Origin of the sequence: Amycolatopsis sp. WAC 01376, from assembly GCF_003947415.1 — a bacterium.
In the GTDB taxonomy this organism is placed as follows: domain Bacteria; phylum Actinomycetota; class Actinomycetes; order Mycobacteriales; family Pseudonocardiaceae; genus Amycolatopsis.
Genome location: NZ_QHKL01000007.1, coordinates 188512 through 201181, shown reverse-complemented (window position 1 = coordinate 201181; position 12670 = coordinate 188512). Strand labels below are relative to the sequence as shown.

The 12670-nt window shown below is 67.4% G+C and carries 12 protein-coding genes; 6 read left to right on the top strand and 6 right to left on the bottom strand.

Annotated elements, in window-relative coordinates; translation table 11 throughout:
• Positions 1-35 precede the first annotated feature (35 nt).
• Positions 36-839, top strand: coding sequence for a class I SAM-dependent methyltransferase (locus DMH03_RS31510; RefSeq protein ID WP_125795632.1), 804 nt, complete (start codon positions 36-38; stop codon positions 837-839).
• A 44-nt stretch (positions 840-883) separates the two neighbouring features.
• Here DMH03_RS31510 and DMH03_RS31505 read toward each other — a convergent pair whose 3' ends face one another.
• From DMH03_RS31505 to DMH03_RS31495, 3 genes are all read right to left on the bottom strand, one after another.
• A complete protein-coding gene (locus DMH03_RS31505; RefSeq protein WP_125795631.1) occupies positions 884-2332 on the bottom strand; it encodes a cellulose binding domain-containing protein in 1449 nt (482 codons plus the stop codon).
• Positions 2329-4650, bottom strand: a complete 2322-nt coding sequence (locus DMH03_RS31500) for a cellulose binding domain-containing protein (protein ID WP_233611741.1) — start codon at positions 4648-4650, stop codon at positions 2329-2331. The genes DMH03_RS31505 and DMH03_RS31500 overlap by 4 nt, the downstream gene beginning before the upstream one ends.
• 126 nt (positions 4651-4776) lie before the next feature.
• Positions 4777-5139 carry an RNA-binding S4 domain-containing protein gene (locus DMH03_RS31495; protein WP_125795630.1) on the bottom strand — a complete coding sequence of 121 codons (363 nt, stop codon included), beginning with the start codon at positions 5137-5139 and terminating at the stop codon, positions 4777-4779.
• Positions 5140-5295: 156 nt separating this feature from the next.
• Here DMH03_RS31495 and DMH03_RS31490 point away from each other — a divergent pair, with 156 nt between their 5' ends.
• Positions 5296-6900: a GMC oxidoreductase gene (locus DMH03_RS31490; protein WP_233611772.1), complete on the top strand. Its 1605-nt coding sequence runs from the start codon at positions 5296-5298 to the stop codon at positions 6898-6900.
• Positions 6901-7428: 528 nt separating this feature from the next.
• Here the strand turns inward: DMH03_RS31490 and DMH03_RS31485 are convergent.
• Positions 7429-7908, bottom strand: coding sequence for a carboxymuconolactone decarboxylase family protein (locus DMH03_RS31485; RefSeq protein WP_125795629.1), 480 nt, complete (start codon positions 7906-7908; stop codon positions 7429-7431).
• A complete protein-coding gene (locus DMH03_RS31480) occupies positions 7905-8984 on the bottom strand; it encodes a dihydrodipicolinate reductase (RefSeq protein ID WP_125795628.1) in 1080 nt (359 codons plus the stop codon). The genes DMH03_RS31485 and DMH03_RS31480 overlap by 4 nt, the downstream gene beginning before the upstream one ends.
• 381 nt (positions 8985-9365) lie before the next feature.
• Between DMH03_RS31480 and DMH03_RS31475 the strand changes: the two genes are divergently transcribed.
• Entirely contained in the window at positions 9366-10511 is a 1146-nt protein-coding gene (locus DMH03_RS31475) for a Cmx/CmrA family chloramphenicol efflux MFS transporter (protein WP_125795627.1), read from the top strand.
• On the opposite strand, the gene DMH03_RS31470 is transcribed toward DMH03_RS31475, so the two are convergent.
• Entirely contained in the window at positions 10444-11079 is a 636-nt protein-coding gene (locus tag DMH03_RS31470) for a GNAT family N-acetyltransferase (protein ID WP_125795626.1), read from the bottom strand. The two genes, DMH03_RS31475 and DMH03_RS31470, sit on opposite strands and share 68 nt — an antisense overlap.
• A gap of 52 nt (positions 11080-11131) precedes the next feature.
• On the opposite strand from DMH03_RS31470, the gene DMH03_RS31465 reads away from it, so the two are divergent.
• From DMH03_RS31465 to DMH03_RS31455, 3 genes are all read left to right on the top strand, one after another.
• Positions 11132-11728, top strand: a complete 597-nt coding sequence (locus DMH03_RS31465; protein WP_125795625.1) for an SUMF1/EgtB/PvdO family nonheme iron enzyme — start codon at positions 11132-11134, stop codon at positions 11726-11728.
• An 81-nt stretch (positions 11729-11809) separates the two neighbouring features.
• Positions 11810-12073, top strand: a complete 264-nt coding sequence (locus tag DMH03_RS31460) for an amphi-Trp domain-containing protein (protein WP_125677397.1) — start codon at positions 11810-11812, stop codon at positions 12071-12073.
• A 75-nt stretch (positions 12074-12148) separates the two neighbouring features.
• A complete protein-coding gene (locus DMH03_RS31455; RefSeq protein ID WP_125795624.1) occupies positions 12149-12640 on the top strand; it encodes a hypothetical protein in 492 nt (163 codons plus the stop codon).
• Positions 12641-12670: the final 30 nt, after the last annotated feature.

Genomic DNA, 12670 nt, shown 5'->3' with positions numbered 1-12670 from the left:
TGACGAGTGGGCAAGTGCCCACTTAAGGTGGGCGCATGCCCACTCTACCTTCGGGGCAGGAGCCCCACCACTATCGCCGGGCCGCGGAATCCTTCGGGGTCGACGTCGACCGCTACGACCGGACCCGGCCCGCCTATCCCCCGGAACTCATCGACCACTTCGTCGGCGCCGCTCCCGGCCGCGAGGTCCTCGACGTCGGAGCGGGCACCGGAATCGAAGCGCGCCAGTTCCAGGCGGCGGGCTGTCACGTGCTGGCCATCGAACCGGACCCGCGGATGGCCGAATTCGCCCGCCGGAGCGGGATCGACGTCGAGGTCTCGACGTTCGAGGCATGGGAGCCCGCCGGACGCCGGTTCGACCTGCTCGTCTCCGGGCAGGCCTGGCACTGGGTCGCCCCGGTCGCGGGCGCGGTCAAGGCCGCCGAAGTACTGCGGCCCGGCGGGCTCTTTGCCGCGTTCTGGCACGTGCCCGAACCGCCGGACGAGGTCGCGGACGCCTTGGCGGACGCGTACCGGCGGCTCGTGCCGGATTCGCCGATCGACCTCAAGACCGTGCCGAAGCAGCCTTCGGACCCGTACGGACCGCTCATCGCGAAGGTCGCCGACGGCCTGCGCGAAGCAAGCGGATTCGGCGAGCCGACGCGAACTCGTCACGACTGGGAACGGATATACACCCGTGACGAATGGCTCGACCAGCTCCCGACGTTCGGCTCGCTCACCTGGGTCGAACCCGTTGTGCGGCAGGAGATCCTCGCCGAAGTCGGAGCGGCGATCGACGGGCTGGGCGGCCGGTTCACCGTGCGCTACGCCACCGTCGCGATCACCGCGGTCCGGGACTGACCGGCCGGTGACGGGAACCGCGCCGCTCCCGCCACCGGCGTCCGTCAGGGTGTGACGGGGATGTTGGTCAGCCCGTTGACCGCCCTCGACACGGTGTTGGACGCGTAGACGACGTTGGGCCGTTCCGAGCACTTCGACGTCGAGGTGATCTTGATGGCGTACTGGCCGACGCCGCCGAGGTCGGACTTGTTGTCCCGCCACACGTTCCCGCAGCCGTTCGGGAACGATGGGGTGGTGCCGGGGTTGTGCGTCTCGTAGCCGTTCGCGAACGTCCCCGGCGAGGCGAAGGTGCCGGTGTTGCCCTCGATCACATACCCGGATCCCTTGACGTCGACCCAGGAATCGGCCGAGTTCTGCCCGGAAACCCCTTGGCCGTCGAAGGTGTTGCCCCGGATGACGCCGTCCACGGTGCCCTCCTTGACATCGATGGCCTCCGCGGCGACGTACGGTCCGATGTGATTGTTCAGAACCTGGATCCGGTCGCTACGGTCGACTCCGCCGGAGTTCCCGTGGCACGCCCAGTTCGAGTTCGCCGAGCCGAGGTAGACGCCCTCGCCGTAGCCGGCCTGGACGAGACCGGTGTGGCTGATCGTCGAGTCGCGGATGACGCTGTCGGCCGAGGAACGACGGAAGTGCACGGCCTCCTCGTCGATCTTGTGCACCCGCACCCCCTCGATCACCGTGTGGTGCGAGTTGTCGGCGACGATGCCTTTCTTCGACTCCTGCACGGTGAAGCCCTTGAGCTGCCAGTACGGCGCGCCGTAGAGCCAGAACCCGTACCCGGAGTCCCAGCCCGCGGTCGGAGCCGGACAGGAGGGCGCCTCCCCCGACGGGCCGTCGTTGATCAGGACCGCGGTCGACGGTCCGGTCACCGTGATCGGCGCGGCCGCCGTCCCCGGCTTCGTGGCGACGAACGAACCCCGGTAGGTTCCGGCCGCCAGCCGGATGGTCTGTCCGGGGGTCACGGCGGCCAGCGCGGCCTGCAACTCGGCCGCGGTGCCCACGTCGACGACGTCACCCGACGGCACCGTGGTGGTGGTCGCCGGCGGTTTGCTCGTGGTCGTGGTGGTCGGCGCCGTGGTGGTGGTCGGCGCCCCTCCCCCGCACGGGCTGCCGTTGATCGTGCACCCGGTCGGGAGGCCCGGTCCTGAGGTGTTGAAGCCGAAGCTCGCCGACCCGCCGGGTTTGACGGTGCCGTTGAAGCCGGCGTTGGTGACCTTGTAGTGCTGCCCAGCGCGGGTGAGCACCGAACTCCACGACGTGGTGACCGCGGTGCCGGCGGGAAGATCGAATTCGACCGTCCACTGTGTACTGTTCGCGTCCCCCAAGTTGGTCAGCGTGTACTTGCCGCCGTATCCGCTGTCCCAGACCGAGCTCTGGGTGAACGCGGCGGACAGGCTGGGCGCGGCGGCCTCGGCGGTGACGACGGCGCCGAGCAGGCCCGCCGCCGACGCCGCGACCGCGATCGCGGCGAGCAGTCGTTTCCTCGTCATTCCGTGCCTCCGCATTTCGTTCCGGCGATCGTGCACGCGACCGGGAGCCCCTGACCGGCGGCGTTGAAGCCGAACGTCGCCGTGCCACCCGGTTTGACGCTTCCGTTGTGGGTCGCGTTCCCGAACCGGTAGCGCTGCCCGGTCTTGGTCAGCACCGAACTCCAGGAACCGGTGATCGCCGTCCCGGCGGGCAGGTCGAACTCGACCGCCCACGAACCCACCGCGGCCGAGCAGCTGTTGGTGACGGTGAAGCCGCCGCCGTACCCGCTGTCCCACACCGACTTACGGGTGAAGGTCGCGTTCAGGCAAGCACCGGGAGTCTGACTGGTCGTGGTTGTGGTTGTGGTCGTGGTGGAGGTCTGACCCGTCGTCGAGGACGGCGGAGTCCCGTCGACAGACTTCAGGAACAGCGACGACGCGGCGTCGGTCTTGGTCGCGTCGACCCCGTGTCCTCCGGTGTAGTCCCGCTGCTCGTTCTTCGCCCAGTCGGCGATCGGGGCGCCGCCTACGTCGAGGTGCTTGTACGCGGTGCCGTCCCAGCCGAAGACATGGATGCGGTGCCGGTCGGCGTAGAAGTCGTTATACGGGCCGTTGTCCGCGAGCTGCTTGGTCATGGCGTTGTTGAAGAACACGTTGCGGTAGCCGGTGGCACCCGACCATTTGACGGCCTTCTTGCCCGCGCCCCACCAGATCGGGAACCAGTTCGAGTCGTCGGGACCGCCTCCGCCCTCTTCACCGCAGTTGGCCCGGCAGTTCCCCGAACGGTGCGCGTACGGGACCTTGACCGTGTTCAGTTCGAAGAGGTTGTTGCGCTCCCAGCCGCCGTGGAGGTTCAGGTCGGAGTCGAAGGAGTTGCCGATCACGACGTTGCCCGAGGCGGACCACTGGAAGGTGAAGTGCCGCAACAGGGTCGAAGTGTTCCCGGCATACAGCGAATCCCAGACCCGCGAGCCGCGGAAGTAGCCGTTGCCACCCTTGCCCTTGTTCCATGAGCCGTTGAGTTCGTTGTCCACGATCTGGAGGTTCTTGGCCTCCTCGGTGACGATCGGATGCGAACCGGTCATCTCCGCGCGGATGCCGCGGACCCAGGAATTCGCCGCCCACTTGAACACGATCCCGTGCATCTCCGCGGCGGGCGCCATGTTGCCGTAGTTGTTGTTCGCCTCGGCGGGGTTCAGGCCAGGCATCTCTTGGGTGAACCCGAGGTTCTCGAAACCGACGCCGATCACCGGGTCGACCAGCGGCGCCGCCTTCGAGTCGTACGTGGCGCCGTCGATCGGGGCCGAACCGTCCGAAGTGGAGTTCACCGGCACGTCGTACTCGAGCGGTTTGTCCAGGGTGATGGTGCGTGCCGTGGTGTCGAGCACCGCGATCGTGAAGATCTGCTGGCGCATGTGCATGTTCAGCAGCGGGAACGTGGTCGGGGTGGCCTGCTGCTGCTCGTAGAACTTCTGCGAGTTGGCCGCCCGGATGTTGACCAGGTTCCCGGCGGCGAGCGAGGTCAGGGCGCCGCTGCTCGCCAGGTGGACGACCTTGTCCCCCATCCGCGCGGCGAACGCGGTGTCACCCGGCTTGCCCCGCAGCTTCACCCCGGCCTTCCAATGGACGTTGATCGTGCCCTCGAAGATGTCCTTGCGGTTGGCGGGCGCCGAGGCGTGGTCGCTCGCGTAAGACGTGTGCACTCCCCTGGACTGGACGCGGAACAGCCCGCGGCCCGGCCACAACCAGCCGCCCTTGCCCGCGCCGGAGGTCATCCCGTCCTCGTCCCAATCGGAACCGTCCGGGGTGAGGGAGTCGTAGAGGGTGTTCGCGTCGGGTTTGTAGACGAACTTGGTGGCGTCCTTGCCCGCGCCACGCAGGATCAGGTAGTCGGCGTCGACGTGGATCTCGTGCGTGACATCGAACCGGCCCGCCGGGAAAGTGATCGTGCTCAGCTTGGCGTAACTCCCCGACGGCGAGCACGCGCTCTTGATCCCGTCGATCGCCGCCTGGATCCCGTTCGTGTCGTCGGCGCCGTCGTCGGGCTTGACGTTGTACTGGCTCGCCAGTTCCGCCGCGGTGACCTGGCAGGTGGCGTTCGGGTTCACTTCACCGGAGCCGGGCAGCGCGGCGCCACCCCGGTACCCGGCCTTGGACCAGTCGTAGAGCCCCGCGACCGGCGCGCGGCGATTGGCGGCGCCGAGGTCGAGGCCGATCAGCGCGCCGGGCCCCGGCGCCGCGTCAGCTACTTCGGGCGGTACCTGCAGGATTGCGGCGACGGCGACCACGGCGGCGACCGCCGGGAGGACGGCACGACGAAGAGGACTTTTTCGGGACACCCGAAACCTCCGTGACGGACTGACGGAAGGTGTTGCGGCGTGTACACCCGGACCCCGTCTTTATAGTTCACGTCCCTGTCACCCGTCAACGGATGTGAATAACGTCCATATATGTGAACGCGGTGCCTAGTCTCCTGAACGGAAGCGATCGAGCACCCGGCGTTCCCGTTTCGTCGGACGTCCCGCACCCCGCTCCCGTCGCGCGACCGGCACGGCGGCGTCGGGTGGCGGCGGGGGCGTCCGGTCGAGGAAACAGGTCGCGGCGTCGGCGGCACCGACCCGTTTCTGGATCACCCGGGTCACTTCCAAGATCCGCGTCGTGTCGTTGACCCGCGCGCGGACCTCGTCACCGGCCACGACCGTGGTCGCGGGTTTGGCCGGTTTGCCGTTCACGCGGACATGGCCGCCACGGCACGCCGCGGCGGCGTCCGGGCGCGTCTTGGTCAGCCGGACGGCCCACAGCCAGCGATCAACTCGAGTGGACTCCACAGCAGTACATAGTGGCCCATCCGCCGTCGTGATGCCCGCCTGCCTGGCCCAAGCACAGGGAAAGAAGTCCCACCTTTATTGCCACCCGACATGGCCGCAGGTATAACTTGTTCTAAATCCCTCAACGGTGAGGAAGATCACGTGAGCGACGAAACCATGTGGAGAAGCGCTTCCGGACAGTTATCCCGCCGCCTCTTTATTACTGGAACTGGTTCTATCTTAGGAGCCGCGGCCCTCGGCGGGACCGCTTACGCGAAAAGTTCGATCGCCGACGCCGCTCGCATCCCGGCGCTCGTCATCGGGTCCGGCTACGGCGGCTGCGTCGCCGCGCTCCGGCTGGCCGAAGCCGGCGTCGACGTCCACCTCGTCGAACTCGGCATGGCATGGGACACCCCGGGCACGGACGGCAAGATCTTCGCCAACACCACCACCCCGGACTACCGGTCCTTCTGGCTGCGCACGCGGACGAAGCAGCCGCTGAGCAACTTCCTCGGCTTCCCGCTGGACAAGGACGTCCCGCGCCACACCGGCATTCTCGACGCCGAGGAGTTCAGCGGTATCACCGTCTACCAGGGCCGCGGCGTCGGCGGGGGCTCGCTGGTCAACGGCGGGATGGCCGTCACGCCGAAACGCGAGAACTTCGGCGCGGTCCTGCCCACGGTCAACGCCGACGAGATGTACGGCGTCTACTACCCACGCGCCAACGCGGGCCTCGGCGTCGCCACCATCGACCCGAATTGGTTCGAGACGGCCGAGTGCTACCAGTACGCGCGGGTCGGCCGGAAACACGCGCAGCGTTCCGGGTTCCCGTTCCTGTTCGTCCCGGACGTCTACGACTGGGACTACATGAAGAAGGAGCAGGCGGGCACGGTTCCGAGATCCGCGTTGGCCGGGGAGATCCTCTACGGCAACAACGCGGGCAAGAAATCGTTGCAGCAGACCTATCTCCCGCGGATCAAGGCCACCGGGCGGGTGACGATCTCGGCACTGCACCGCGTCACCTCGGTCATGCCCGCGTCCGGCGGCGGATACACCGTGGTGATGGAGCAGCTGAACACCGGCGGCACGGTGACCGCGACCAAGTCCGTGACAACGGACAAGGTGTTCTTCGCCGCCGGCAGTGTCGGCACGAGCAAACTCCTGGTCAAACTCAAGGCCACCGGCGCACTGCCCAACCTCCACAACGAGGTCGGAAAGGGCTGGGGCGACAACGGGAACGTCATGTGCGGCCGGGCCAACCACATGTGGGACGCCACCGGGGCACTGCAGTCGTCCATCCCCACCGCCGGTATCGACAACTGGGCCGCGGGCGGCGCCTTCGCCGAGGTCGCTCCCCTGCCGACCGGCATCGAGACCTACGCGTCTTTCTATCTGTCGATCACGAAGAACCCCAACCGGGCCACGTTCTCGTGGAACCCGAGCGCGAACAAGGTCGATCTCAACTGGCAGACCGCCTGGAAACAACCGTCGATCGACATGGCGAAGACGATCTTCGACAAGATCAATTCCAAGGAAGGCACGATCTACCGGACCGACCTCTTCGGCCTGTACAAGATCTGGGGCGACCACCTCACCTACCACCCGCTCGGCGGCGCGGTGCTCGGCAAGGCGACCGACAACTACGGCAGGCTCCACGGATATCCGGGCCTGTACGTGATCGACGGCGCGTTGATCCCAGGCAACACCTCGGTGAACCCGTTCGTCACCATCACCGCGCTGGCGGAACGGAACATCGAAAAGATCGTGGCCACCGATCTGTGACCCCCGGCCGGTCGTGAGTGGCGATTCGGGTTCTGGCGAGCTTCCCCTTAGGTACCTACTGCGTGACCTGTGGCGCTTCTTGCCTGATGCCAGGTTTGAAGTACATGAAGGGGTCCTTCACGGACCTGCGATCCCGATCGACCCGCCGTAGGCACCTAGAACACGGTCGGCCTAACCCGAATCGCCACTCACGAGACGCGAGGATGAGCGGGCGGCTCCTTCAGTGCTTCCAACGCCCCGGCGTCGAACTCTCATGTCGTGAAGGGCCCCTTTGAGACGATCAACGTCTCAAAGGGGCCCTTCACGACATCCCCACGACCGCGACCTGGCATCAACCGCAGCCTCAACCACGTAGGTACCTAAGACACCCTTGGCTCTAACCCGAATCGCCACTCACGACCATCCGCACCACAGTCCCGCGCCGAGGCCTTCCCCAGTACATGAAGGACCCCATCCTTGCGCCTAGGTACAGGAAAGGGTCCCTCAAATACTTCACGCGGCCCAAGAACGACCCGAATCACTAACGACCTAGAACTTCGGCAGAACGCAGACGGTGTCGATTCCCAAAACGCGATTCAGCCGTCCGAATGCGAGCCAGGAACCGATGCTCATGCTCAGTTCGACGATTTCCTGCTGGCTGTAGTGCTCGCCCATTCGCTTCCAGAATTCGTCGTCGATGCCGTGATGATCGAGCGCGTAGCGTTCGGCGTATTCGGCGGCCAGCCGGGTCCGCTCGTCGAACGCGTCGGTGGTGCGCCACTCGGTCACCGCGTCGGCGAACTCCTCCTCGACCTTCACACCGTCGCGTTCGGTCCGCCAGTCCAGGCAGAAGACGCAGCCGTTGATCTGCGCGATCCGCAGCCGAGCCGCCTCGAACTCGCGGAGCCCCAGCGTGGTGTGCGAATAGACCGCCAGGGACAGATTCGAGGCCGCGACGCCGATACCGGGCACCATCTCGCCCCATACGTAGCCGATCGGGTCCTTGCCCTCGGGAATGTCGATGATCATCGCGCGCTCCTTCCGAGCTTGCCGGTCGCCGGTCGCAAGGGGACGTCCAATGCGTCGTAAAGGCCCGGTTTGGCGTCCACGAGCCAGTCGATGGCGCCGACCAGCCTGCCGACCGCGGTCGCGTTGCCGCCGGCGGACCGGTTCTCGCCCTCGTCGGTGGCCTCGACCGAGACTTCGATCCTGGGGCGGCCTTCGATGATCACCCGGTGCGCCCCGTCGCCGCTGGGCGGCATCGGCCAGTCCGGCGCGCATGACGCGTGGATGCGGGTGACGTGCTCGATGACGATGCGGGGTTCACCGTCCACGATCCCCTGTACCTCGAACCGGACCGCGCCTTGCGTGCCCGCTTCGAACTCGCCCATCGCCCGCGTGGTCACGGTTTCCTCGAGCGGACGGCGGTCGAGCGTCTCGCGGATCTCGTCCAGGTCGACCCCGAGACCGCGGGCGATCAGCCGCACCTGCCCGCCCCACACCATCGTGGGCACCGAAGGGGCCAGCATCGGCGGCTGATAGTCCATCGGCTGCCCCATCCCGACCAGGTAGCGGACGGAATCCGGCTGGTCGTAGGTGGAGTAGTCGAAGATCTCCTGGCAGCGGACCGCGTCCACGGTGGTGCCGAGCCCGCTGATCAGCAACGGCAGGATGTCGTTGCCCCATCCCGGATCCACGCCGGAGACGAACAGCGAACCGCCGCCTTCCGCGATCGCCGCGAGGATCGGCTCTCGCAGCTCCTCCGGCGCGTTGCGCTGGTCGTACAGCGCGTAGAGCGCGGGAGTCACCACCACCGCGCCCGCCCGGATCGCGCGGACGATGTCGGCCAGCGCGTCGGCGGGCCGGATGTCGCCGGACGCCGCGTACACCACCGCGCGCGGCCCGGCCGCCAGAACCGCTTCGACGTCATCAGTCGCCGCCACACCCAAATCGCCGTCGACTCCCGCGAGCGCGGCCGCGTCGCGACCGACCTTCGCGGGATCGTGCACGAGCACACCGGTGAGTTCCAGCGCCGGATGCGCGTCGACGGCCCGGATGGAGGCGCGGCCGATGTTGCCTGTACCCCAGACAACTGTGGGAATCATGAAGTCGAGGTTAACCGAATCGAAGGTCGGTTCCCAGTACCGAAACAATCACGAAAACCGCAGGTCAGAACGCATTACTCGGGTTCATTCGAGTGGGCAACGAAAGCGTTCCGGTGCGCGGAACGGGCCTCGTTTTCTGCGGTGACCGGTAAACGGGGTTGAGACCCGCCGGCGACCGTGTGTAATGTGCGCTTCCGTGACGAGCCCTGAGTCGGACAGAACCTCGCCGCCGGTCAACCGGCGGCGAGTCGTCGTGTCCGGCCGTTAGGCGTCGGCCTTCTCGCTTCCCGGTGACCGGAGCGCTGTTCCGTGCGTCCGGCCGGGTTTCTCCCTGTCTCGCGCACGGCTTCCTCCTGCTCACTTTCTCCTGGGAGTCGTCCGTTGCCCCTGTTCGTCTATGTCCTCGGCCTTGCCGTCTTCGCGCAAGGCACCTCCGAATTCATGGCTTCCGGTCTCGTGCCGGGAATCGCCGCTGAACTGTCCGTCCCGGTGGGCGCGGCCGCCGCGCTGACCTCGGCCTACGCCGTCGGAATGATCGTCGGCGCCCCGGCCATGGCCGTGCTCAGCGCGCGCTGGCCTCGCCGCCGGGCCTTGGCCGGGTTTCTGTCCGCCTTCGTCGTGGTGCACGTCGTCGGCGCCGTGACGACGAGTTTCCCGCTGCTGTTCGGCACCCGGGTCGTCGCGGCGGTCGTCAACGCGGGATTCCTCGCCGTGGCGATGCCTGTCGCGATCGCTTTGGCACCAAAGGGAAAGCAGACGCGGGCGACCGCGGTCCTGTTGGCGGGGATCACGCTGTCGTGCGTCGCCGGGGTACCTGCCGGAGCCGTGCTGGGTGAGCTCGCAGGCTGGCGTTCCGCGTTCTGGGCGGTCGCCGCGTTATGCCTTCCCGCGCTGGTTCTGGTGTTCCGTTCCGCACCCGCCGACGCGGCAGGCCCGCGGGAAATCTCGATCAAGCGCGAAGCGCGCGAGCTGAAAACGCCTCCGGTCCGCCAGGCGATGATCCTTGCCGCCCTGGTCAACGGCGCGACCTTCGCGACGTTCGCGTTCCTCGCGGTCATCGCGACGGATGTCGCCCGCCTTCCGGCCGGGGCGGTTTCCGGGTTGCTGGCGGCCTTCGGTGTCGGCGCGTTCCTCGGCGTCACGGTGGCGGGCCGCACGGGCGACGGTGAACTCCGGCGCGGCCTGGTACTCGCGTTGTGCGTCCTGCCGGTGGGCTGGGCGGTGCTGGCGCTGACCGGCGCGCAGCCCGTCGCCTTGTTCGTCGTGACGATCGTCCAAGGTGGACTGTCGTTCGGTTGTGGTTCCGCGCTCGTGGCGCGGGTGATGCACGTGGCTCCCGAGGCTCCGACGCTCGGTGGTTCGTTCGCGACGGTCGCGCTCAACGCCGGCGCTTTCCTGGGACCGGTGCTCGCCGGCCTCGTCACGGAGTCGACCGGGGACTATCGGCACGCCATCTGGATCAGCGCGGCGATCGCCCTTGTTCCGCTTCCGCTCGTCCTGCGAAGGAAGGTGCTGATCCGCTCCTGAGCCGCGCGTGCAGGTGGACGTCGTGCCACCCGTCCGCGTGCAGCATCGAAGAACGCAAGGTGCCTTCGAGGCGGTATCCGGCCTTGTCCGCGACGCGGCAGGAGGCGGCGTTCGCGGTGGAATGCAGAAGGAACAACCGGTGCAGCCGGACGGTTTCGAACGCCCACCGCGTCAACGCCGCGACCGCGCGGCCCGCGATCCCCGCGCCGCGGGCGGCAGGGAGAACCCAGTAGGACAACTGTGCGGAGGCCTCGAAAAGCGAGAGCGCGCGGAGACCGACCTGCCCGACCGGCCGGTCTTCGCGCGCGTCGACCACCGCCCAGCTCGCGTCCGTCTCGGCCGTCCAGCGCTGTTCCCAGCCCGCGATCCACTCGCGGGCCTCGTCCGCTCCGTCGACACGGCGGACGTGCCAGCGCTGGATGGCCGGACATGCGAAGGCGGCTTCGACGTCCTCCGTGTCGTCAGCGCACCAAGGTCGCAGCACCAGCCTGTCGTCGACGATCAGGCACGGTTGCCGCATCGATCGGAACGTTCCGGCGGGCAGGGCGGGCTCGATGAGCAGGGGCACCCGCCCATCATGGCGTACCGGCGGCCTCGGCCTGGGTAGCATCGGCCGGACCATGGAGATGATCACTGTGCCGGCAGGCGAGGTAACCCTTTCGGACCGGCGCACGCAGCGGAGCTGGGCTGTCGATGTCGCGTCGTTCCTGCTCGCGCCGGTTCCGGTCACCCGCGAGCCCGGCCGGCTTCCCCTCGTCGAGGTCTCGTGGCCGGACACCCTCCGTTTCTGCAACACCCTGTCCGAACGCGAAGGCCTCACTCCCGCTTATGAGCTGGACTCGTCGACCTGGGATCGATCCGCGAACGGCTACCGCCTGCCCACCGAAGCGGAATGGGAACACGCCTGCCGCGCGGGCACGACCGGCCCTCGCTACGGAACACTCGACGAGATCGCCTGGTACCGCGAGAATTCGGCGGAGTCCGTGCACGAGGTCGGCGGGAAGGCACCCAACGCGTGGGGACTGCACGACATGCTGGGCAATGTCTGGGAATGGTGCTGGGACGTCTACGACGCCGAGGTGTACGGCGAATACCGGGTCCTGCGGGGCGGCGGCTGGTTCGACGAGCACTGGAGCTGCCGGGCTTCGGTGCGGCGCCGTAGTCACCCGAGCTTCCGTGTCGACGACGTCGGCTTCCGCCTCGCCCGGTCACTGTGACCCCGCCGACCGGACGCGATGATCACACGATTGAATGACGCCACGGACACCCGGCCAGGGTGTCGGACCCTGGAGGAAACCGTGACCGGAACCGCTCCCCGAGACGTCGAACGCGTCTACTCCACCGCCGACGTCGTCGCGAAACTGCGCCGCCTCGCCGACGCTCTCGAGTCCGAAACCTCGTTCCGCATCCAGATCGCCGGGGAACGGTTCCGCGTCCCCGCCCGCGCGCAGTTCTCGATCGAGCACGAACGCGGTGACGGCGAGGAAGAGGTCGAGTTCCAGCTGAAGTGGAAGATCGAAGAAACCGACTCCGACGACGACTCCGAAGGCACCGTCGTCTGACCTTCTGTCCATAAAGGACCGGGCGGGCCCGTATTTCGTTGGCGGGCCCGCCCGCTTCGTCACTACGGTTCGCCGGTGACCAAACGCTACGACCGCCGCGCGTTCGTCCTCGCCTACCTCGCGGCTCAGGCCGAGTACTCGCATGGGTTCAGCGATGACGAATCCGACTACAACGACGCCCTCGGTACCTACCGGAAACGGCTGCTCAAAGGGCTGGAATCGCTCTTCGGTCTCGAACTGACCTGGGACGGCATCTCCGGCAGGACCGACGGCTCCGCCCTGTTCATGCTGTTCTCAAGCGCGGCCCGGAACCACCTCGAGATCAAGTCGTCAGGCTTCCTCGAAGGCGGATTGCTCATCAAAGTCCTGGAGCGAGCCGGGCAGGACGGCCCTGTACTCGCGTCGATGGGCCGGAGCCTCGACCTGCGCGACAAGCTGTGGGAGTCCTACGTCGACACGATGGACCTGGTGCTCGGCATCCTGCTCGGAGAGCGGTCGGACGCGGTGTTCACCTCGGACGACCTTCGCGGGATCGGGGTGGACGACACGGAACCACGGGAGTCGTGAGCGGTCGTCGGCCGTATCTCGAAGCTGTTA